General features: G+C 70.9%; 20 protein-coding genes. 5 read left to right on the top strand and 15 right to left on the bottom strand.

Going from position 1 to position 21,890, the window contains the following annotated elements; translation table 11 throughout:
• Positions 1-159 precede the first annotated feature (159 nt).
• The 12 genes from ABCU91_RS01205 to ABCU91_RS01260 all read right to left on the bottom strand — a co-directional run bounded on the left by ABCU91_RS01205 (position 160) and on the right by ABCU91_RS01260 (position 14,489).
• Positions 160-2,049, bottom strand: coding sequence for a DUF2264 domain-containing protein (locus ABCU91_RS01205; protein ID WP_413354457.1), 1,890 nt, complete (start codon positions 2,047-2,049; stop codon positions 160-162).
• An 11-nt stretch (positions 2,050-2,060) separates the two neighbouring features.
• Positions 2,061-3,167 (bottom strand): glycerate kinase, encoded by a 1,107-nt coding sequence (locus ABCU91_RS01210; protein ID WP_413354458.1) that lies wholly within the window; start codon positions 3,165-3,167, stop codon positions 2,061-2,063.
• Complete coding sequence (locus ABCU91_RS01215) at positions 3,164-4,207, bottom strand: LacI family DNA-binding transcriptional regulator (RefSeq protein ID WP_413354459.1); 1,044 nt, start codon at positions 4,205-4,207, stop codon at positions 3,164-3,166. The genes ABCU91_RS01210 and ABCU91_RS01215 overlap by 4 nt, the downstream gene beginning before the upstream one ends.
• Before the next feature lie 45 nt (positions 4,208-4,252).
• Entirely contained in the window at positions 4,253-5,125 is an 873-nt protein-coding gene (locus ABCU91_RS01220; protein WP_413354460.1) for a sugar phosphate isomerase/epimerase family protein, read from the bottom strand.
• A complete protein-coding gene (locus ABCU91_RS01225; RefSeq protein WP_413354461.1) occupies positions 5,122-6,324 on the bottom strand; it encodes a dihydrodipicolinate synthase family protein in 1,203 nt (400 codons plus the stop codon). Before ABCU91_RS01225 ends, ABCU91_RS01220 begins: the two co-directional genes overlap by 4 nt.
• Before the next feature lie 3 nt (positions 6,325-6,327).
• Positions 6,328-7,455 (bottom strand): Gfo/Idh/MocA family protein, encoded by a 1,128-nt coding sequence (locus ABCU91_RS01230; RefSeq protein ID WP_406923432.1) that lies wholly within the window; start codon positions 7,453-7,455, stop codon positions 6,328-6,330.
• Between the two features lie 202 nt (positions 7,456-7,657).
• Entirely contained in the window at positions 7,658-8,314 is a 657-nt protein-coding gene (locus ABCU91_RS01235; RefSeq protein ID WP_413354462.1) for a hypothetical protein, read from the bottom strand.
• Positions 8,315-8,316: 2 nt separating this feature from the next.
• Complete coding sequence (locus ABCU91_RS01240) at positions 8,317-9,255, bottom strand: carbohydrate ABC transporter permease (protein ID WP_091357157.1); 939 nt, start codon at positions 9,253-9,255, stop codon at positions 8,317-8,319.
• A complete protein-coding gene (locus tag ABCU91_RS01245; RefSeq protein WP_413354463.1) occupies positions 9,252-10,244 on the bottom strand; it encodes a carbohydrate ABC transporter permease in 993 nt (330 codons plus the stop codon). Before ABCU91_RS01245 ends, ABCU91_RS01240 begins: the two co-directional genes overlap by 4 nt.
• A 67-nt stretch (positions 10,245-10,311) precedes the next feature.
• On the bottom strand, positions 10,312-11,598 hold the full coding sequence (locus tag ABCU91_RS01250; protein WP_406923303.1) for an ABC transporter substrate-binding protein: 1,287 nt from the start codon (positions 11,596-11,598) through the stop codon (positions 10,312-10,314).
• Between the two features lie 225 nt (positions 11,599-11,823).
• A complete protein-coding gene (locus tag ABCU91_RS01255) occupies positions 11,824-12,717 on the bottom strand; it encodes a hypothetical protein (RefSeq protein WP_413354465.1) in 894 nt (297 codons plus the stop codon).
• A complete protein-coding gene (locus ABCU91_RS01260) occupies positions 12,714-14,489 on the bottom strand; it encodes an ABC transporter ATP-binding protein (RefSeq protein ID WP_413354466.1) in 1,776 nt (591 codons plus the stop codon). Before ABCU91_RS01260 ends, ABCU91_RS01255 begins: the two co-directional genes overlap by 4 nt.
• 275 nt (positions 14,490-14,764) lie before the next feature.
• On the opposite strand from ABCU91_RS01260, the gene ABCU91_RS01265 reads away from it, so the two are divergent.
• The 5 genes from ABCU91_RS01265 (at position 14,765) to ABCU91_RS01285 (ending at position 18,560) form a co-directional block, all read left to right on the top strand.
• Positions 14,765-15,202 carry a fluoride efflux transporter FluC gene (locus ABCU91_RS01265; RefSeq protein ID WP_413354467.1) on the top strand — a complete coding sequence of 146 codons (438 nt, stop codon included), beginning with the start codon at positions 14,765-14,767 and terminating at the stop codon, positions 15,200-15,202.
• Positions 15,199-15,582, top strand: a complete 384-nt coding sequence (gene crcB / locus ABCU91_RS01270; RefSeq protein ID WP_413354468.1) for a fluoride efflux transporter CrcB — start codon at positions 15,199-15,201, stop codon at positions 15,580-15,582. Before ABCU91_RS01265 ends, crcB begins: the two co-directional genes overlap by 4 nt.
• Positions 15,583-15,647: 65 nt before the next feature.
• Positions 15,648-17,606 (top strand): DUF6807 family protein, encoded by a 1,959-nt coding sequence (locus ABCU91_RS01275; RefSeq protein WP_413354469.1) that lies wholly within the window; start codon positions 15,648-15,650, stop codon positions 17,604-17,606.
• A gap of 5 nt (positions 17,607-17,611) precedes the next feature.
• A complete protein-coding gene (locus ABCU91_RS01280) occupies positions 17,612-18,286 on the top strand; it encodes a rhamnogalacturonan acetylesterase (protein WP_413354470.1) in 675 nt (224 codons plus the stop codon).
• A gap of 49 nt (positions 18,287-18,335) precedes the next feature.
• Positions 18,336-18,560, top strand: a complete 225-nt coding sequence (locus tag ABCU91_RS01285; RefSeq protein WP_413354471.1) for a hypothetical protein — start codon at positions 18,336-18,338, stop codon at positions 18,558-18,560.
• A 33-nt stretch (positions 18,561-18,593) separates the two neighbouring features.
• Here ABCU91_RS01285 and ABCU91_RS01290 read toward each other — a convergent pair whose 3' ends face one another.
• The 3 genes from ABCU91_RS01290 to ABCU91_RS01300 all read right to left on the bottom strand — a co-directional run bounded on the left by ABCU91_RS01290 (position 18,594) and on the right by ABCU91_RS01300 (position 21,852).
• Positions 18,594-19,916, bottom strand: a complete 1,323-nt coding sequence (locus ABCU91_RS01290) for a DUF222 domain-containing protein (RefSeq protein ID WP_413354472.1) — start codon at positions 19,914-19,916, stop codon at positions 18,594-18,596.
• Positions 19,917-20,025: 109 nt separating this feature from the next.
• Entirely contained in the window at positions 20,026-20,844 is an 819-nt protein-coding gene (locus ABCU91_RS01295; RefSeq protein WP_413354474.1) for a hypothetical protein, read from the bottom strand.
• Between the two features lie 45 nt (positions 20,845-20,889).
• Positions 20,890-21,852: a M24 family metallopeptidase gene (locus ABCU91_RS01300; RefSeq protein ID WP_413355357.1), complete on the bottom strand. Its 963-nt coding sequence runs from the start codon at positions 21,850-21,852 to the stop codon at positions 20,890-20,892.
• Positions 21,853-21,890: the final 38 nt, after the last annotated feature.

The raw sequence follows: 21,890 nt of genomic DNA on the forward strand, positions 1-21,890 counted from the left end.
TGGTGCGACGGATGCCGCGGGCCGTGCATTCAGGTGCTACACAGCATTCGGTGCGGGGCCCGGAACGGATTGCATCCAGACCCTCGTCGCGACTGTAGGGATGCGCCCGCGCCATTTCGCAGGGCTTGTGACGCCTCCTGAGGCCCTGCTATGGGGCGGCTATGCCGACGGCAGCCGCGTCCGCGACCGATGACCGTCGGGCCACGTGATCGACACGCTGTCGCCATCGCGTTCGACGACCGCCTCCGTCCGCACGGGCGCGCCGGCACCGCGCAGGTCCAGCACCACGATCGCCTCACCACGAGGCTCAAGATCCACGACGGGTACGACAGCGCCCGCGCCGAGGGGACTGGCGTCCTGCCTGCTCACCGCACCGGCGGCTCCGCCGGTCAGCGAGCGGATGCCGCTGGTCACCCCGTCCGCGGCCGCCTCGGCGACCGCGCCGCCCACCTGGGACACCGGGTCGCCGCCCGCGACCGCCCATCCGCCGACGCGAAGGTGCACCGCGTCGGCCGCGACACCGTCCACCCGCACGACCCGTACCTCGACACCGCCGCGGACGAGCGAATCCACGCGGACGCGGCCGGCGCGACGCGCCTCTCCGGTGAACCCCGATCCATGTGCGTGGGTCGTCGGGGCCGGCTCGATCCAATGAGCGTCCCACGTCGCCGACGCCACGCCGATGCCGGCGTCGACGCGCGCGCCGAGCAGCCGCATCCCGCTCCGGTGGGTGCTGCGGCCGTCGGCATCCGTCAGCGTCACCGACTGATCGAGGGGCTCGAGCCACGCCGTCGCGTCCAGCAGAGGTGCGGTCGCGGTGGAGTAGCCGATGCGCGCGTAGAGCGGCGAGTCCGTCGACACCACGCCCAGGCCGGAGTGATCCGTGCCGTGATTGAACACACGGACGATGCCGTCGGCCGCCGTCCCCGACACGATCCATCCAGGCGAGGCCACGGCGCGCAGGACGTCACCCGACTCGATCGGCAGCGGCTCCGACGGTGCGGCCCAGACGGGGTGATCCGCCGGCAGCAGGATGCCCAGGAGCCCCTTGACCGCCCAGTACGGCGACCCCGGCCCGGAGTAGGACTGCGCCAGGGTGCGCCACTCGCCGTGCCATCCCATCGTCAGGACGCCATCGGTGTCGGGAGCACCCCGGTCGACGAAGTGGCGGACGATGAGCTCCGCCGCGTGCCGCAGGCGGCCTGCCGAGTGCGACGGCACCTCGGCGATGACGCCGACCCAGAACACCGCGGCGGCAGCGAACCGGTAGATGAGGCTCCTGCCCTGGATCAGGGGCGAGCCGTCGCCGCCCACGAGGGCGAGCGCATCGTCGAGGAAGCGATCCAGCCGGGCGACGTCCCCCGCCGTCCGACCCCCGGCGAGCTCGGCGGCCCCCGACATCCGCGACCACAGGACGGGGTACACGTGCAGCGCCCAGCCGACGTAGTGGTCGTACGAGCGCTCGTCGCCGTCGGACAGCCAGCCGTCCTCGCGGACGAACGAGTCATGGCATGCGAGGTCCGTCTCGATGTCGGCCGCGGACCACGGGCCGCCCACCGAGCGCAGGAAGGTCTCGACGACGATGCGGAACCAGACCCAGTTCGTGCGCGGATACGCGTCGTCGCCCACGACGGGCGCGAACCAGTCGATCGCGCGCTGCTGCGTGACGGCGTCGAGCGCGTCCCAGACCCAGGGACGCGTGAGGTCGAGGACGAGGGCGATGGATGCCGCTTCGACCTTCGCCTGCCCGTGCTCGTCCGGTCGTACCCACCGATCGGGCGCTCCGGGGTCCACGCCCGTCTCGACCCCGCGGCGCACGAACGAGATCAGATCATCGACGCCGTCGCCACGCTCCCCCGCGATGCGGAACCCCGCCAGCAGCAGCGTGCGAGCGAACCCTTCGAGACCGTCGATGTCGTGGCCGTAGCCGCCCTCGGCTCCCGGGAAGTGGATGCGTCCGCCGCCGGGTGAGGCGTGGCGCCGGGCGGCGTCGAGCAGCGTGTCGGCGTGGGCGAGCCAGTCGGCTCGCGACCACTCCCCGGAGACCACGGCCGTCTCCGTCAGCCTCGCCGGCTCGCGAGGGCTCGTCCGGCCTCGCGCAGCCACCGCTCGGGCTCGGCCATCGACGAGGCCGCGCTCCCGGCCAGCTCGGTCGTCGAGAGCGCGTGCGCGAACCCCGACGTGTCGGCATCCGCTCCGATCCGACCGGCGACGACCGCGACGGGCACCGATCGCGACGTCGCGAGCCCGCGGACGAAGGCGGGAACCTTGCCCGCCGCGGACTGGCCGTCGAACGAGCCTTCACCCGTGACGACGAGGGATGCCGCGGCCACCGCACCGGCGAGGTCGACGAGCTCGGCGACCCGCTCCGCGCCCGGGACGAGATCCGCACCCCAGGCGGCGAGGGCGAAGCCGGTCCCGCCGGCGGCGCCCGCACCGGGCAGGAGCGGATCGGCGGTTGCGGCGTGACGCGCGATGCACGCCGCGTACCGCTCGAGCGCGCCGTCGACGACCTCGACGTCGGTGGCGGTCAGCCCCTTCTGCGGGCCGAACACGGCTGCCGCGCCCGACGGCCCCGTCAGCGGATTCGTGACGTCGCTGAGGACCGTCACCCCGCCTGCCGGCATCGGACGCACGTGGGTGAGGTCGATCGCCGAGACGGCGGCGAGTCCGCGCGCGCCGGCGGGCACGTCCCGCCCGTCGGCGTCGACCATGCGCGCCCCCAGGGCACGCAGCATCCCGCTGCCGCCATCGGTCGACGCCGACGAACCGATACCGAGGACGAGTCGGGTGACACCGGCGTCGAGCGCTGCGGCGATCGCCTGCCCGAACCCCGTCGTGTCGGCATCCCACGGCAGTCGGTCGTCGCCGAGGAGTTCGATACCGCTGGTGGAGGCGAGCTCGACGACTCCCGTGCCGTCCGGGAGCAGGAGCCACGAGGCGTCGACGGCGGTGCCGCGGGGGCCGCGTACCCGCACCGGCCGTCGCTCGGCGCCCGGGACGGCGGCGGCGAAGGCGTCGAGCGTGCCCTCGCCGCCGTCCGCCATCGGACGCAGCGCGATGTCCGCGGCGGGGTCGGCGTCGCGCCAGCCGGCGGCGACGGCGGCCGATGCGGCGGCAGCGGCGACCGAGCCTTTGAAGCTGTCAAGCGCGATGACGATGCTCATGCGCGCGGCGGGGTGCTCTCGCGCAGCAGGACTTCGAGTTTCAGGTCATCGGGGTGCGGCTCCCACTCGGCATCCGTCGCCGCGCGGAACGCCTGGTACCCGACCTCTTCGAGCGGGACGCGGACCGTTGTGAGGGCGGGGGTCACGTCACGGCTGGTGGGGATGTCGTCGAACCCCGCGAGCGCGATGTCCTCGCCCGCCGCGCGACCGGCGGCACGGATGGCCGTGAGCGCGCCGATCGCCACGACATCGCTGATGCCGACGACGACGGTGCCGGTGCCGACCCCGTCTTCGAGAGCGCGCGTCATCGCCTCGTAGCCCGCTTCGCGGGTGAACCCGCCGCGGTAGACGCGCGGCTGCGTCCCGCCGGCCCCGGTGAACCCGGCCGTGAAGCCGTCGACACGGGAGTCGCTGGTCGCCGTGCCTTCTTCTGCCGCGAGGACGACGGCCTCGCGGTAGCCGCGGTCGACGAGCGCGCGGCCGAGAGCCTCGGCCCCGCTGCGGTTGTCGAGGATCAGCGAGCGCACGGCGCCGGCTCCCGGCCCGAGTGCGACCACCTGGCCCCCCATGGCACCGAGCAGGTCGAGTTCGCGGGTGAGGTCGGGGTTCGGCCCCGACGAGGTCCGTGACGCCGCGAGGATCAGTCCCCGCGGGCGCTGGCCCCGGAGCGCGCGGACCAGTCGCACCTCGCGCTCGGCGTCGCGTTCCGTGATCGCGACCGTCACGACGAGGCCCGCCTCGTCCGCACCGCGGGCGACGCCCGACGCGATGAGCCCGAAGTACGGGTCGGCGATGTCGGCGACGAGCAGCGCGATGATCGCCGACGTCCCGCGAGCCGTCGCCTGCGCCGACAGGTTGGCCGTGTACCCGAGGCGGGCCGCCGCCGCTTCGACCCGCTCCCGGTACGAATCCGCCACCTTCCGGGTCGATCCGTTCAGGGCGCGCGACGCGGTGGCGAGCGAGACGCCCGCCTCGCGGGCGACGTCGTCGAGGGTGACCGCGCCGGTGGGCGCGACTCGACGCAGGGTGCGGTCCGTCATGGTGCGCAGTCTACGGGCGGGTCCGTCGGCGTTCCGAGCGGCGCGTCAACGAGCGCCGAGGAAGGGCGACACGGATGCCGCGAACCCCGAGGCCGCCCGCCGGACCGCCTCGAGCGGCTCGGTCGCCCACACGTCGGCGTTGAAGATCTCGACCTCCACGTCGCCCGAGTAGCCGGTGTCGGCGACCGCGCGGGTGAGGCCCGCCAGGTCGATGACGCCGTCGCCCGGGTAGTGGCGGCCGAGCAGCACGTCCGCGGGGAGCGGCGTCTTCCAGTCGCACACCTGGTACGTGGCGATGCGGCCCTCGCGGCCGGCCCGCTCGATCGCGTCGAGCACGTCGGGGTCCCAGAAGATGTGGAACGTGTCGACGGCGACCCCCACGACCGACGGATCGAAGCCCGACGCCAGGTCGAGCGCCTGCCCGAGGGTCGAGACGACGCACCGGTCGGTCGCGTACATCGGGTGCAGCGGCTCGATGGCGAGGGTGACCCCGGCCTCCGCGGCGTGCGGAGCGAGCTCGCCGAGCGCGTCGCGCACCCGCTCACGAGCCCCGACCAGGTCGCGGGATCCTTCGGGGAGTCCGCCCGCGACGAGCACGAGCACCGCCTCGGAGCCGGGCGCACCGGCTGCGGCGAGCGTCGCCGCCTCTTCGATCGCGACGAGGTTGTCATCGATCGACGCGCGACGCGCGGGACCCTCGGGCATCGTGAAGAAGCCCGACCGGCAGTGCGTCGAGAACCGCAGCCCGGAGTCCGTGAGCATGGATGCCGCGGTCGCCAGACCGACCTCCTGCACCGGCTCCCGCCACAGGCCGATGCTCTGCACGCCCGCCTCGACGGTCACGCGGAGTGCGGTCGCGAGATCGGCGTGCTTGATGGTGCCCTGGTTGATCGACAGGCGCGGGTCGACGGCGCTCACGCGTCGAGACCGTTCAGTCGCAGCATCCCGTTCCACCGCTCGGCGGCGAGCTCGGGACGCTCGAAGGCCTTCGCCTCGTTCGCGAGCTCGACGATGCGCGATAGGTGCGGCAGGCTGCGCGCCGAGTGCAGTCCGCCGACCATCTGGAACGCGGGCTGGTGCCCGTTCAGCCAGGCGAGGAAGGCGACACCCGTCTTGTAGTAGAACGTCGGGGCGGCGAACACCTGGCGCGAGAGCGCCTCGGTCGGCGCGAGCACCTCGAGGTAGCGCGCCGGGTCGCCCGCGTCGAGCGCCTGGATCGCGGCCGAGGCGACCGGTGTCAGCGCCGCGAACGCACCGAGCAGGGCGTCGGAGTGCTGCCGAGTGGATGCCGGGTCCCGGGGCGGCTGCGGGGCGTCGGGCACGTCCGCACCGCCGATGAGGCCGACGTAGTTGAAGTCGTCACCCGTGAACATGCGCACCGACTCCGGCAGGCGCTCGCGCACTGAGACCTCGGAGGCCGCGTCGAGCAGGCTCATCTTGACGCCCGCGACCTTGTCGACGTGCGCCTCGATGACCTCGAGCAGGACGGCGGATGCCGTCTGCCAGTCGGTTGCGCCGAAGTACCCCGCGAGCTGCGGGTCGAAGGCGGTGCCGAGCCAGTGCAGCACGACCGGCGTCGTCGCCCGCGACAGCACTGCGTCATAGACGCGGCGGTAGTCGTCGGCGCTCTCGGCGACCCGTGCGAGGTGACGGGAGGCCATGAGGACCGGACCCGCACCCTGCTCCTCGGTGAAGTGCAGCTGCTCGAGGTAGGCCGAGACGACCTCGTCGAGCGTGATCCGCTCCTCGTCGATGTGATCGGTGTTCACGCCGACGGCGACGGACCCGCCCTCTTCACGGGCGACCTCGGCGGAGCGCGAGATCAGCTCGCGGGTGGCCGCGGCATCCAGCCCCATGTTCCGCTGCGCGGTGTCCATCGCGTCGGCGACGCCGAGACCCCACGAGTACACGTTGCGGCGGAAGTCGAGGGTCGCATCCCAGTCGATGTCAGCCGGCTGGCCCGGGGTGTTGTCGGCGTGCGTCTTCGGCACGACGTGCGCGGCCGCGTACGCGACACGGCTGCGGAGCGGCCCCTCGGGGCGGGTGTACCCGGAGGTGTCGACGAGGGGGACGCGCCGGAGCGCGCCGTCCTCCGAGAGCAGGGTGAGGTCGGTCATCGGTCAGTCCAGCGACAGCGCGTCGAGCTCGATCTTGCGGCCCTCGCGGCTGGAGCGCAGGCCCGCCTCGGCCAGCTGCACACCGCGCGCACCGGCGAGGAGGTCGAACTCGTAGTCGGTGCCCTCGACGTACGAGACGAGGAACTCCTCCCACTGCTGACGGAAGCCGTTCAGGAAGACGTCGTTCGTCGGGATCTGCTGCCAGTCGGCGTCGTAGTCGTGCGTGTCCTCGAGGTCGGGGTTCCACACCGGCTTGGGCGTCGCGTTTCGCGGCTGGATCTTGGCGCCGAACAGGCCCACGACGGCGGAGCCGTGGGTGCCGTCGACGTGGAACTCGACGAGCTCGTCGCGGTTCACGCGGACGGTCCACGAGGAGTTGATCTGAGCGACGACGCCGCCCTCGAGCTCGAAGACGCCGTACGCGGCGTCCTCGGCGGTCGCGGTGTAGTGCTCGCCCTTCTCGTCCCAGCGGTCGGCGATGTGCACGGCGGCCTGCGCGTAGACGGAGTCGACCTTGCCGAAGAGGTTCTCGAGCACGTAGTTCCAGTGCGGGAACATGTCGACGATGATGCCGCCGCCGTCTTCGGCGCGGTAGTTCCACGAGGGACGCTGCGCGGGCTGCCAGTCGCCCTCGAAGACCCAGTAGCCGAACTCGCCGCGGACCGAAAGGATGCGGCCGAAGAAGCCCGAGTCGATGAGGCGCTTGAGCTTCTGCAGACCCGGCAGGTAGAGCTTGTCGTGGACGACACCGGTCTTGACGCCGGCCTCGGCGGCGAGCTTCGCGAGCTCGAGCGCCTCTTCGAGCGACTCCGCCGTCGGCTTCTCGGTGTAGATGGTCTTGCCTGCGGCGATCGCCTTGCGGAGCGCCGTCGCGCGGGCCTTCGTCACGAGGAAGTCGGCGTAGATCTCCCAGCGCGGGTCTGCCAGTGCGGCATCCAAGTCGGTCGTGTAGTCCTCGATGCCGTGCTTCGCGGCGAGCTCGGCGAGCTTCGACTCGCTGCGGCCGACCAGGAGCGGCTTGACGGTGACCTTCGAGCCGTCGGGCAGTTCGATGCCGCCCTGCTCGCGGATGGCGAGGATGGAGCGCACGAGGTGCTGGCGGTAGCCCATACGGCCCGAGACGCCGTTCATGATGATGCCGATCTCGCGGACGGCGGGGGCGGCGGAAGCAGCCGCCGGGGCGGGTGCGGTGATGGTCGTCTCTGACACGGTGTGGTCCTCGTCTGTTGTTCGCGTGCAGTGCCTGGCGCCGTCGTCGGGCGACGGCGAGGTCGATGGGTAAGCGCTTTCCCCCAGTGTGACACCGGCGGTCGGTTTGCGCAAGAACCGAGACTCAGCGCTGCCGGACGGGCACCGCGACGACGGCGAGCACCGCGCAGCCGAGGGCCGCCGGCAGCAGGGGCGGCAGCATCCACGTCAGGATGACGACGAGCGCAGCGGCCGCGATGTAGAACACGAGTCCTCGCAGGTCGCTCCGGACGATCACCGGAACGCTGCGCACGGCCGCCCGCCAGCCGGTCCGCGGATCCCACGCGCCAGCCGCGATCAGCAGCCCTACGGCGAGCACGGCGAGGCCGGCCCAGCCGACGGCTTCGATGACGACGCCGCCGGGCAGGAACCCGGACCGTGCGAGGTCGACGTCGATGGCCAGCACGACGGCGACCACGGCTGCGATGAGCCCGACGACGCTGCCGCCGGCGATCCCGGCGCGCACATCGCGCCAGAACAGACCGAGCCGGGAGTCGTCCGCCGCGATGTAGCGGCCGAGATGACGGATGCCGGCCGCCAGGGCGATCGGCAGGGTCACGACCAGCGCGCCCACCAACACGACGAGGAGCCCCACGAGGAGGACCTCGCCGAAGAGCGCGAACTTCGCGGCGGCGCCGGGGAACCGGGACGGTGGGCGCTCGTCGAGGACGGGACCGCTGCCGGAGCGGTCGGCGCGCACCGCGGCACGCGCCGCGCGCCGATCCGCTCGCGTCCCGGCCATCGTCAGCCCTTGAGGCCCTGCGTTGCGACGCCATCCACGAGGAAGCGCTGGAACACGAGGAAGAAGAGCAGCACCGGCACGAGCGCGAGGAACGAAGCCGTGACCGTCGCGCCGAAGTCGCTCGTCGACGACTGGTCGTTGTAGAGGCGCAGAGCGATCGGGAGCGGGTAGTTCTCCGGGCTCGTCAGGTACAGCAGCGGCCCGAGGAAGTCGTTCCACGACCAGATGAAGGCGAAGATCGCGCAGGTGATCAGCGCCGGCTTCACGAGGGGCAGGATGATCGCCCAGAAGATCCGGACGTGTCCGGCGCCATCGATGCGAGCCGCCTCGTCCATGTCGCGCGGCATCTGCCGCATGAACTGCACGAGGAGGAAGACGAAGAACGCCTCGGTCGCCAGGAACTTCGGAAGGACGAGCGGCCAGAACGTGTCGACCAGGCCCAGATTGTTGAACAGGATGTACTGCGGGATGATCACGACGTGGAACGGCAGCAGCAGCGTGCCGATCATCGCGGCGAACAGGATCCCGAGGCCCTTGAACTGGATGCGGGCGAACGCGTAGGCGGCCAGCGCGCTGGAGAACACGGTGCCGACGACGGCCAGGACCGCGAGGATCAGCGAGTTGCCGAAGAACTGCCACAGCGGGACGCCGGCGATGCCGTCGAAGACCTTCAGATAGTTGTCGAAGGTCGGCTGCTGCGGGATCAGCCCGGGGTTCTGGCCGAACTCGGAGTTCGGCTTCAGCGTCGAGATGCCCAGCCACACGAGCGGGTACAGAACGAGGGCGGTCAGCGCGATCAGGACGACGAGCCAGATGACCGTCTGCCAGGTCTTGCGCTTCACACGACGACGGCGCTGCGGCGGAGCGGCGATCGTCTGCTGCGCGGCGAAGACGGGGGTGGATGCCGCGCCCGAGGTCGTGGCGACGTTGGAGGTGCTCATCGGTTGTCTCCGGCGTAGTGCACCCAGGAGCGCTGGGTGCGGAAGAGGATGAAGGCGATGATCGCGACGACCACCAGCAGGACCCAGGCGATGGCGGCGGCGTAGCCCATCTGGCCGTCGCTGAAGCCTCGCTTGTAGAGGTAGATCGTGATGAAGTTCGTCATGCCGGCAGGGCCGCCGGAGCCGTTCGAGATGATGTACGCCGAAGCGAACACCTGGAACGCGCCGATGAGACCCAGCAGCAGGTTGAAGAAGATGACCGGCGACAGCATCGGCAGGGTCACCGCGCGGAAGCGGTACCAGGGTCCGGCGCCGTCCATCTCGGCCGCTTCGTAGAGCTCCTTCGGCACCTGCTTGAGTCCGGCGAGGAAGATGACCATCGTCGCGCCGAACTGCCAGATCGACAGGATGATCATGGCGGGCAGGACGAGGCTCGGGTTTCCGATCCACCCGCCGAGGTCGATGCCGATGGCCGACAGGGACGAGTCGACGGGACCCTCGGAGCCGAACATCGCGCGCCAGACGATCGCGACCGACACCGACCCGCCGATGAGCGAGGGTGCGTAGAACGCCGAGCGGAAGAAGCCGGCGCCCTTGTCGCGGTAGTTGAGCAGCATCGCCACGAGAAGCGCCGCGATCAGGGTGATCGGCGTTCCGACGAAGACGTAGATGAGGGTGATCTGCGCCGACTGGATGAACTGCGGATCGTTCGTGAACAGGCGGACGTAATTGTCGAACCCGATCCAGCGGGGCGGGGTGAAGATGTTGTACCGGGTGAACGACAGGTACAGGGAGTACCCCATCGGGATGATCGTCAGGCCGAAGAAGCCGACGAGCCATGGGATGAGGAATCCGTAGCCGGCGAGCGTCTCCTTGCGGGCGCGCGAGCGCTGGGTGGGACGGCTGAGGTTCTCGGGCCGGCGCTTGTTCGCGAGTGCGCGACGCCGCTTCTCGCCGGTGACGATGACTCTCGTCGCGGTGGTGCTCACGGGCTGCTCCAGATGTCGGGGGACGGTGCGGGGTCCGGATGCCGCGGCATCCGGACCCCGCGATCGGTCACGAGTTGAGGGCGACGTCCATCTCGGTGAAGAACTGCGAGACGGCGTCATCGACGGTCATGGTGCCGAAGTTCAGTTCCACGCCGAGCTGACGGAACTTCTCCTCGAGAGTGCCATAGCCGACGATCGGGACGGGAGGTGCGTCGCCGAGACGGTCGGCGATGGACTCCTCGTACGCCTTGACCTGCTCGCTGAGCGGGTCGAGGTCGGCGGCGGCGAGGGCCGTCTCCGACGCGGGCAGACCGCGGTTGGTGCCGAAGATCTCACCCGACTCGGGCGAGTTGACCAGGAAGTTCACGAGCGTCGCCGCGGCCTCGGGGTGGTCGGTGTTGGCCGCGATCGAGTGCAGCATGGAGGGCTTCAGGTAGAGGTCCTTCGCCCCTTCCTCGGTCACCGGCGGCGCAACGAGACCCAGCTCGGTGTAGCCCTCGCCGAGGTTGCCGAGGTAGCCGGCGCCGAAGTTGTCCCACGTGAGCTCACTGGCCGTCAGCGCGGTGTCGAAGCCGCCGAGAGGTGCGACCTCCTCGACGTCCTGCTGCGGGACGCCGATGCCGTCGCGAATTTCCTGACCCTCTTCCCAGAACGCCTTCAGACGCGCCTCGTCGAAGCCGGGTTTGCCGTCCTCGGTGAACAGGTTGCCGCCCTCGGCGCGCAGCTGCAGCTCGAAGTTCTGGATGCGGCCGGTGTAGTCGCCGCCACCCCAGTACTCGCCGCCGCTGGCGTCGGTGATGTCCTTCATCCAGGCGGTGTAGTCGTCCCACGATCCGCCGGGGAACTCCTCGGCGCCGGCCTTCTCGAGGAGGACCGGGTTGGTGAACAGGCCCCAGGCGTTGGTGGACGTCGCGATGCCGTAGGTGGTGTCGTTCACGACGCCGATGTCGAGGATGTTCTGCGGGAGCGGGTCGGTCTCGATGATGCCGCCCAGGTACGGGTCCAGGTCGAGGAGGAGCCCGTTCTCGGAGTACTGGCGCAGGTACGAGTAGTCGAACTGCATGACGTCGGGGAGGTTCTTGCCCGCCGCCTCGGTCTGCCGCTTCTCCCAGAACTCGGGGAACGCGAGGAAGCTCGTGTTCACCGTGATGTTCGGGTACTTCTCATTGAACGCCTCGATCGCCTTGTTGTAGAGGTCGGCGCGGACGTCGTTGCCCCAGAAGGCGAGGTCGAGCGAGACCTTCTCGTCCGGGTCGTAGGTGCCGGCCGGCTCGGGCGAACCGGCGCAGCCGGCAAGGGCGATGACCGACCCCGTCGCGAGTGCGACGGCGGCAAGTGCTCGTTTGCTGAACATCTTTGTCCTCTCTCGAACGTCCGTGTTGCGAGTGCTGGTGGACGTCATGGTCCGTGATTGCGGCTTCCTTCGGTGCCGTGGGCCGGGCCCACAGGAAAGCGCTTGCCACGAGAGTAGCGACAATTGAAACGTTTTTCAAGAGGCGCCTGTGACCGGTCCCAAAGGGAGTCTAACCGCCGGTACCGCGTCGATCATCGCCGAAATCGCGGGCAGAAGCCGACGTTCTCAGCGGATGACGAGCTCGGTGCCCCGCACCACCAGCTCGACACGCAAAACCGCGCAGCGGCGATCATCGGGCACTCCCGGGTGCGTGAAGAAGTAGAACCAGACGCGGTCCCCGTCGCGCACCGGCGCACCGTGGTGGCCGAACCCGGGGCTCGGCACCGTGCCCGCACCCAGGATGACGGCATCCGCTCCACCCTGGCGACGCCACGAGACGGCGTCGTCGGAGCGGTACACGCCCATGCCCCGCCACTCGTCGACGATCATCCACCAGAAGCCACCGAGCTCGAACACCGTCGGACCTTCGTGCGGCCGCCCGCCGATCGCGGTTCCCTCGGATTCCCAGGCGGTCAGGTCGTCCGAGACCGCGGCCTTCGTGACCGAGTCGGCGGCCTCGTCCTTGTACCAGAGGCGCCAGCGCCCGTCGGGGGTGCGGGCGACGCCCGCGTCGATCGCGCGATCGCTGTCGAGGGCGAGCGGACCGATGCGATGCCACGCCGACAGATCCGTCGAGCGGTACTCGACGATGTGGCGCGCGTGCCCCGGCCACCTGTCCGGAACACCGTCGATCTCGGTCAGGTACATCCGCCAGAGATGCCCGTCGAACACGATCTCGGGCGCCCAGTGCGTGCGGTCCGTGCTCGCGGGCGGGCCGGCGGCATCCAGCCCCAGCCCGTCGGCGGTCGGCTCGAGGGTTCCGGCGTACGACCAGCGGATGCCGTCGGCCGAGCGCGCGACGCCGATGCGGCTGCCGTGCACCCAGGCGACGCCCGGACCCGGGTCGGGGTGGGTCGCGCGTCGCTGGGTGTAGAACATCCACCAGTCGCCCGTGCCCACGATCACGACGAGGGGATCGGTGGCGCCGTCGTACACCGGATCGCGGTAGACCTCGATCATGCGAGACCCGCCTGCGTGAGGTGGAGCTGCGCGTAGCGGCCGCCCCGGCCGAGCAGCTCGTCGTGCGAGCCGCTTTCGACGATCTCGCCCCGCTCGAGGACGACGATGACGTCGGCCTGCCGGACGGTCGAGAGCCGGTGGGCGACGACGAGGGTCGTGCGCCCGATCATGAGACGGCCGAGGGCCTCTTTCACGAGCTCTTCCGATTCGGGGTCGAGGGCGCTGGTCGCCTCGTCGAGCAGGAGGATCCTCGGGTCGCGGATGAGGGCACGGGCGATCGCGAGGCGCTGCCGCTGGCCGCCGGACAGGCGAGCGCCGCGTTCGCCGACGACGGTGTCCCACCCCTGCGGCTGATCCTGCACGAACGCCCACGCGTTCGCATCGCGCAGCGCCCGCTCGATGCGGGTGTCGTCGACGTCGCCGAGGCCGTAGGCGACGTTCTCGCGGATGGTCCCCTCGAAGAGCACCGACTCCTGGGGCACCACCGACACGAACCGGCGTACGGTGCGCAGATCGAGATCCTGCATGTCGTCGCCGTCGAGGAGGATGCGCCCGCTGGTAGGGCGGAGGAACCCGAGGATCAGGTTGAGCATCGTCGACTTACCGGACCCCGACGATCCGACGAACGCGACGGTCGCGCCGGCGGGGATGCGCAGGTCGATCTCGTGGAGCGCGTCCTCGGCTGCGCCGGCGTACCGATGCGAGGCGTGCTCGAGGGCCAGGTCGCCCGTGACGGCGTCGACGCGACGCTTGCCGGCGTTCTGCTCGAGGTCGGGGTCCTGCAGCACCTCGGCGATCGAGCGGACCGACTCGAGCCCGCGCGCGCCGACGGGGATGAGCATGAGCAACTGTGTGAGCCCCTGCGTGAGCAGCGTGAAGTACGTCGACAGCAGCACCACTTCACCGGGGGTGATGGGCAGGATGCCGGTGAGCGAGAAGGTCGCGGCGAGGACGAGGCATCCCACCCCGAGCAACTGCATGGCGACCCACGACACCGATGCGACGTGACCGTTGAGCATGTCGAGGTGGAGCCCGGCGCGCCGGACACCGTCGGCGCCGGTCGCGACGCGCGTGACGGCGGTCTGCTCGAGCCCGTGGGCGCGGGTGACGGGGATGAGCGACGCCATCTCGCCGACGCGGGCCGACAGCGTCTCTACCTCGCGACGGAACGACGCGTTGCGGGCGTGCGAGCGGCGCCGCATCGCGTAGCGGATGCCGATGGCGATCGGCACGGCGAGCGCGTAGACCGGCAGGAACGCCGGGACGGCGATCGCCGTCATCGAGATCGCGCCGATCATGACCATCGTCGCGGACAGGAGCGGATGCGTGACCTGCTGCAGCATGAGCTCGACGTTCTCGACGTCTCGGACGACCTTGGTCTGCACGATCGACGAGCTGATGCGCGTGTGATAGCCGATCGACAGGCTCTGCAACCGCTCGGCGAGGGCGTTGCGGAGGTCCGCGCCGGTGTCGCGGACGACCGTCATGAAGCTGCGCGTGTAGAGGATGTGGTTCGGGTAGTTCTGCAGCAGGAGGACCGCCGCCACGACGAACCACCACATGACCTGCGACACGTCGCCGCGACCGGCGACGACGTCGATGACCGCGGCGGTGATGACCGGCAGGAACCACAGTGGGATCTCCTTCGCCGCGAACGCGAGGACGGCGACGGTCATCCGTCCCGGCCGCCGGGCGAGCAGACGCAGCACCGATCGGGCCGGTCGGTCGCCGTCGATGAGGCCATCCAGGCCGGAAAGCGTTTTCCGCGTCATGCTTACATCGTAGGTCCGGGGGTTCGAAGCCGGAACCCCTCGCGCGGGTTCGGCTGCGGCGGGTCGCACCATTCCGGAGACGCGGGATGCCGCCCACCCTAGACCCCTGCGACAAGACGCGTCCCCGGAAGGCGGCGCCCGCCCGCTCCGGGGACGCGGGATGCCGCCGAGCCCCGGCCTCCGCGACGAGAGGCGTCCCCGGAACCGCCGACGGATGCCGCGGCACGCCCGGGTCTATCGTGGAACCGCCCGCACCCCCTCGACCCCGGGACCCGATGACCACGCCAGCACCCGCGCCGCGCCCCGTGCACCTCGCCTGGTCGTCGATTCTGCTCGTGCTCGTCGGCGGGACGGCGGGGACCGCCGCCCGCGAGGCCCTGTCGCTGGCGATCCCGCCGGTGGGCGGCATCCCGGTCGCCATCTTCCTCATCAACATCGTCGGCGCTCTCTTCCTCGGCTCGCTGCTCGAGGCTCTCTCCCGGCGTGGGCCGGATGCCGGCCGGCGCAGGTCGCTGCGACTGCTGCTCGGCACCGGATTCGCGGGCGGGTTCACGACGTACAGCGCCCTCGCCGTCGACACCGGGGTGCTGGTGACGGGCGGCGACGCGTTCGTCGGCGTCCTGTACGCGCTCGCCACGGTAGCGGTCGGCGCGCTGGCGACGGTGACGGGCATCGCCCTCGCCGCGTCGCGGCACCGGAAGCGTGACCGATGACGCCCCTTCTCTTCGTGGCGCTCTCGCTCGCGGGAGGTGTCGGCGCCGTCCTCCGCCTCGTCCTCGACGGTGCGATCAAGGTCCGCACCGGTACGGCATTCCCGCTCGGCACGCTGCTCATCAACGTGTCGGGCTCGCTCGTGCTGGGCTTCGTGACGCAGCTCGCGCTCGGCGGCATCCTGGACGACGCGTGGCGGCTCGTGATCGGCACGGGCCTCTGCGGCGGCTTCACGACCTTCAGCACCGCGAGCTTCGAGACGGTGCGTCTCGCTCGGGAGCGCAGATTCGCACTGGCGTGGGCCAACGCGGTCGGGATGCTGGTGGCCGCCGTCGGCGCGGGACTCCTCGGCATCCTGCTCGGCCGCCTCCTCGTCGGATGACTTCCGGAAGGGCGCGCGGGAAAGCGCTTGCTGGCATACTCGAAGGAGCCGACGAAGGAGTCCCCGTGACCGTCCCCCGACGAACCCGCATCGTCCTCGCCGGAGCCCAGGGCTTCGGCACCGTTCATCTCGAGAACCTGCGCCGCCTCGGCGACCGCGTCGAGCTCGTTGCCGTCGCCGATCCCACCCCGGTCCCTCCCGAGAACCTTCCGGCGGGCACGCAGGCGTTCGCCTCGCTCGCCGACGCGCTCGACGCCGTCGACGACATCGACGTCGTCATCGTCGCGACGCCGCTGCACACGCACGCCGCCCTCGCAGGGCTCGTCGTCTCGCGCGGCATCGACCTCTACCTCGAGAAGCCGCCCGCGCTCTCGTCGGCCGACTTCGCCGTGTTGGCGGATGCCGCGGCGGCCTCGGGCGCGCGCGTCCAGGTCGGGTTCCAGAGCCTCGGATCGCTCGCCATCCCCGCCCTCATCGCCGACGAGTTCGGACTCGGCCCCATCCAGGCGATCGGCGCCGTCGGCCTCTGGTGCCGCGATCTCGCCTACTGGTCGCGCAGCCGCTGGGCGGGCCACCGCACCCTCGACGGGTTCCCGGTGCTCGACGGCGTCGTCGCGAACCCACTCGCTCACGCCACTGCGACGGCTCTCGCCGTCGCGCAGTCCACATCGGCGTCGGACGTGAACCAGGTCACCGCCGACCTGTACCGCGCCAACGCGATCGAAGGCGACGACACGAGCGTGATCCGCCTGTCGACCGGCCGCGGCATCCGGGTCACCTCCGCGCTGACCCTGTGCGCCGCGCAGGAAGAAGATCCCTACGTCCTCATCCGCGGCACCCGCGGGTCGGCGAGGTTCTTCTACACCGAGGACATCGTCGAGACCGAGGACCGCCGCGTCGAGTTCGGCCGCATCGATCTCGTCGAGAACCTGCTCGACCACCGCGATCACGGCACTCCCCTCCTCGCACCGCTGCACGAGACGGGGGCGTTCGTCCGGGTGATGGATGCCGTCGCCGACACCGAACCCGTCGCGATCGACGCCGCGCACGTGACGTGGAATGAGGAGGGTCGCTCGCCGCGTGCCGTCATCACGGATGTGAAGGATGCCGTGGAACGAGCCGTCGACGCCGAGGCGACCTTCGCGGAGTTGCACCTGCCGTGGGCGGCGAAGACCGAGGCAGCCGTGCTGGCCGACCTCGCGGCGCCGGGCGAGCCGCGGCATCCGGTCGCCGTCCTCGTCGACGGCGCCGACGTGACCCGCTCGTCGAGCCCGCGCCCCTACCTCCACCCGGTGAGCACGCCCGGCGGCGTCGTCGTGTCGGACACGCACCCGGCCGACCATGACTGGCACCTCGGCATCGGCGTCACGCTGCAGGACGTCTCGGGCGTGAACTTCTGGGGCGGCCGCACCTACACCCCCGGACGCGATTACGTCTGGCGTGGCGACCACGGACGCATCGTCGCGACGCGCGTCGAGGGGGCGGCATCCGCTCTCGAAGCCGAGTTCGCGTGGATCGGCCGCGACGGCGCGCAGATGCTGACCGAGCAACGGCGGATGACGGTCGCCGAGGCCGGGCCCGGGGCGACCACCATCGACCTGACGTTCTCGCTCGCCACGCGTGCCGGGACGCTGCACCTCGGCGGGCCGGGCAGCAACGGCCGGGTCGGCGGCGGCTACGGCGGACTCGCCTGGCGGCTGCCCGCCGCGACCGATGTCGACGTGCGGACCGCCTCGGCGCGGGGCGAAGACGCGGTGCACGGCACGACCGCCCCGTGGCTCGCCTGGTCGGCGGAGTTCCCGACGGGCACGGCGACGGTCGCGATGGCGCCTCTCGACGAGGCCTCGGCCGCGGACCCCTGGTTCGTCCGGGTCGCGGGATACCCGGGCATCGGCGCCGCCCTCGCCTGGGATCGTGCGGTCACCCTGGCCCCCGGCATCCCCGTCTCCCGCTCGTACCGCCTGCTCGTCGCCGACGGCCGCCTGTCGGACGACGAGGTCGTCGCGGCGCTGCGTGCCGGCTGACGAACGTGGTCTACCACCTGGCGGGGGACTCGACCGTCGCGCCCATGAAGGCGGGCGAGGAGCCGATGGCCGGCTGGGGCGAATGCCTCGCCGAGTTCACCGACGCACTTGTCCGCAACCACGCGTTCGGCGGGGCGACGACGGAGTCGTTCCTCGAAACCGGGACGTGGGACGCGCTCCTGACCGATGTGGTCGCGGGTGACACCGTCGTGATCCAGTTCGGCCACAACGACCAGAAGCAGCCCGAGCTGCTCGCCTCCCGCGGCGGGTACACCGATCGGTTGCGGCGGATGGTGGCGGACGTGCGCGAGCGCGGCGCGCGACCCGTGCTCTGCACGTCGTGCGAGCGGCGATGGTTCGACGGCGACCGCGTGACGCCGACGCACGGCGATTATCCGAACGCGGTCCGTGACCTCGCCGCAAGCGAGGGCGTCGACCTCATCGACCTCACGGCGTTCACGACCTGGCTCTACGAGGACCTCGGGGACGAGGCATCCGCTCGTCTGCTGTCGCACTACGCACCGGGCGAGGCAGCGGCCTGGCCGGAGGGCCTCGTCGACGACACGCACTTCCGCGTGGAGGGCGCGCGCCGGATCGCGCGCTTCGTGGCGAAGAGCCTGCGGGCGATCGAGCGGCTCGACGGGGATCAGCCCTCGAAAGGGTCGACCTTCACGGCGTGACCGCGATGTCGTACGGTGAGGGCATCAGCGACGTCACGGAGGACCCCTGATGCGACTCACCGTCGGCACCGCGCTCATCCTCGCCGGCCTCGCGCTCGTCGTGCTCGCGCAGGTGAACCTTTACGCCCAGATGGACCGTGTCGATCGGGAAGGGACCACGGGCGACCTCTTCGCCCTGGACGTGTTCTGGCTCGGCCTCGCCGGCGTCGTGGCGGCTGTCGTCGGTGTCGGAGCGCTCATGGCGCGCCGGCGCGGAGCTGTTTCGGCGGTCTGACGCGAGGCCGGATCCCGCTGACGTCGGACGGCGTCAGAACGGCGCGGGGTCTCCGGGATGTGCTGCGGCAGGGGTGAAGGCGACGGCCGGTGTGGGTGCGTCTTCGCGGTAGGTCCTGCCGAGGGGTGAGGTCCATTCGAGGACACCACCCGACAGTTGTCGCACCCTCCAGGCGGTGAATTGCTTCATCGAATGATGCCTCTGGCACAGATGGGCCAAGTTCGAGAGTTCTGTCTTACCGCCGAGGGCGTGGTCGTGGGTGTGGTCGACTTCGCACCGGATCGCGGCGACGCGGCATCCGGGGAACCGGCAGTGCTGATCCCTGGCCTGCAGGAACCGGCGCATCCCGGTCGGAACACGGTACGAATCGGTCGACACGGTAACCCCGGTGGTGGGGTCGTGGAACAGGCGCTCCCAGATGTGCGTCGCCCCGGCCAGCACCCGCGCGGTCGCAGGGTCGATCGGCGAGCGGCCGGTTAGATCGCACGGCCCGTCATCCGCACCGGTGAGCGTCGCGGCGGGAACAAGGACCTGCACGCGAGCGCGGATTGCGCCGAGCGGACCGGCGGTCGTGTCACGCGTGTCATCGAGCGCGGGTGTGCCTGCGAGGAGCAGGTCGGCGAACACGTCCGCTCGGACCTGATCGGTCGATCGGCCGTCGGTCGCGACAACGTCGGCGTCCTCGCCGGCCGCCCGCTCGTCCCGGGTGTCGATGATCGCGCGTGTCTGCTGAGTGAGTCGGTCGTGGATCCCCTCGGCGATCACGGTCGGAAGGGTTGCGATGAGATCGCTCATCCCATCCCGCCCCGGCACGAGTCGCACACACCGACCGGCGACCGCCTCCTCATGCCGTTCCGCGAACGATCGTGGGTGCATTCGGTGCGCGAGGATCTCGAGCTCGCCCCGGACTCGGTTCGGCGTCTGACCTTCGCAGCGTTCGATGGCGATCGCTTCGAACTCCGCCCACATCTCTCCGGGCAGGGTCAGCCCGGCGTTCACGATCGCCTTCACATGCCCGTAGACGATTCGCCCGGCCTCCCACGCCGCCACCGCGGCGGGGAACCCTTCGATGGTCACGCGAGCCTCACCGATACGGCGTTGCACCGTCCGGTCGGTCATCCGCATCGCCCCGGCGACCTCCGCCGAGATGGATCGCAGGGCCATGTCGTGAAGCAGGACATTCGCGTCTTTCCGAGCACCCTGCGCATCCGCCAACCGCCCGGCAGCTGCCAGCATGCGAAGCTCCGCGATCTGCGCCACAGCGATCTGTCGGCCTATGTCTTCGGCGTCCGCGACGATGCCCGCGATGGCGGCGGGATACGCGTCACCATCGGGGGTTTCCATCGCTTCTTTCATACCCGCACTCTGCCACCAACCTCCGACATTCACCCCGGCAGATTCAGCCGAAAACGGCCTCTCTCCACACCCCGAAGATGAGAGTTCATTCATTCGGGCGCCCCCCGCGTCACCGCGCGGCGCGCGGCTTCTTGATCGGAACTGCGATGCGGTGAACCCGCTCGGCTCCGTCGGGAGCGTCGTGCAGGTCTCGGGCGACGTGGACGGTCGCATGGGGCGCACCGGCGAGCACGGCCGGCACGCCTCGCAACGGCAGGTTCTCCGCCACATGCAGCTCTCGCAGCGCGGTCGAGCCGCCGAACGCGGAGATGTCGATCGATCCCTGCGCCGTGTCGAGGGTGAAGTTGTACACCTGCACCGACGCGAGTCGGGGACACCGCGCGAGGTCGTCGAGATCGCTCCACCGCAGGCTGTGCGTCATGAACGTGCCGAGCCGCGCGGGCGGACGCGACCATACGATGCGCGCCGTCTGCGACCTGCCCCGGAGCTTGAGGAACTCGAGCCGATCGCTGCCGTCACCGATGCGCACCTCGTCCTCCCGCACTCGACCGATCTGCAGCGTGACGACGTCCGGCAGGTCGACCCACCCGTCGGACACGAAGGATGCCGCTTCGCAATCGATCCGCCGCAGCCACCCGATATCCTCACTCCGAACCGGTGACGCCCCGGGTGTCCAGACGCACAGCTCGTCGACGGCACTCCCCCGCATCGACGCGATGTCCGGCGTCCTCACCCGGTCGTGCAGGAACACGGTTCGAAGCGTCGGGATGTCCGCGACCCACCGCATGTCGGCACCGGGGGCGTCGAAGGATGCCGTGTCGAGGCGGAGCGTCGTCACCCCGGCATCCCGCGCTTCATCCACCTCGGCGGCGCCGGGCACCCCATCCACGACGCGCGCACCCGTGCGGGAGTGCAGAATCAACGCCATCGCCGTCTCCGATCGTCCGAGCCACCATCCTGTGGCATGCGCGCCTCAGTCGAACGCGCGCGCCCGCGGCCGCTTCACTCCGGCGAACTCCACCGTCGGCCACGCCGGGTCGACCGTCAGTACCTCGACACCGGCATCCGTGACGAGCACGGTGTCCTCGACCTTCGCGCCCGGGGCGCTCGGGTTCCAGGCGAACGCATGCGGCGACGCGACGGCATCCGTCGTCAGGGTGGTCGCACGGGGGTCGCGCCCCGCGTACCCGGTCGGCCCGCCCTGGTGGTGCTTCGTCCACTCGTCCGCATCGAAACCGGATGCCGCGTAGCCGGCGGTCCCGGCCGCGAAGACGTCGTCCAACCGGGCGCCCGGCCGGGTGGCGGCGAAGAACGCCGCCTCCACCTCGAGGATCCGCTGATCGTCCACACCCGCCTCGCCGACCCACCGGGTCGCATTCGCGATGAGGCCGTGCCGCCGCCCGCACATCACCAGCATCGCCCGACGCCCGAGCGGCCCCTCGGTGGGGAGCGGATGCCGGTGGGGCAAACGCTCCTCGCCCGCCACCAGGATCACGAGCGGGTCGATTCCCCGCGAGACCAACCCCTCGGCGAGCGCGGCCGCGGCCGTTCGCTCGGAGGTCGACGTGCCGAGCCCCCGCGCGACCGCCGTCAGCACCTCCGCGGTCTCGCGCCCGAGCGCGCGGTAGCGATCCGCCTCGGCGGGCAGCAGCGACGCACGCGCCGCGCGCAACGCGGGAGCGACCTCGGCCTCGGCCTCGACGAGACCGGCACCCGCCGCCTCGAGAACCGACTGATGCCACGGCACGCGGACGACGCGGCCGGCATCCTCCGGCAGCAGCTCCTCGGCGATAAACCGATCGGCCTCGTTCGCACTCACGAAGACGGTGTCTCCGTCATCGTCGACGCGAACGGCCACCACCGGAGGCCCGGCGAGGGAGACGTGCGTGCGTGCGCCTTCGAGGTACCACGCGAGGGCTTCGTGGGAGGAGAGCACGAGCGGGCGACCCCCGGCATCCCGCCGCACACCTGCCA

Source organism: Microbacterium phoenicis (assembly GCF_047302325.1).
Taxonomy (GTDB): Bacteria; Actinomycetota; Actinomycetes; order Actinomycetales; family Microbacteriaceae; genus Microbacterium.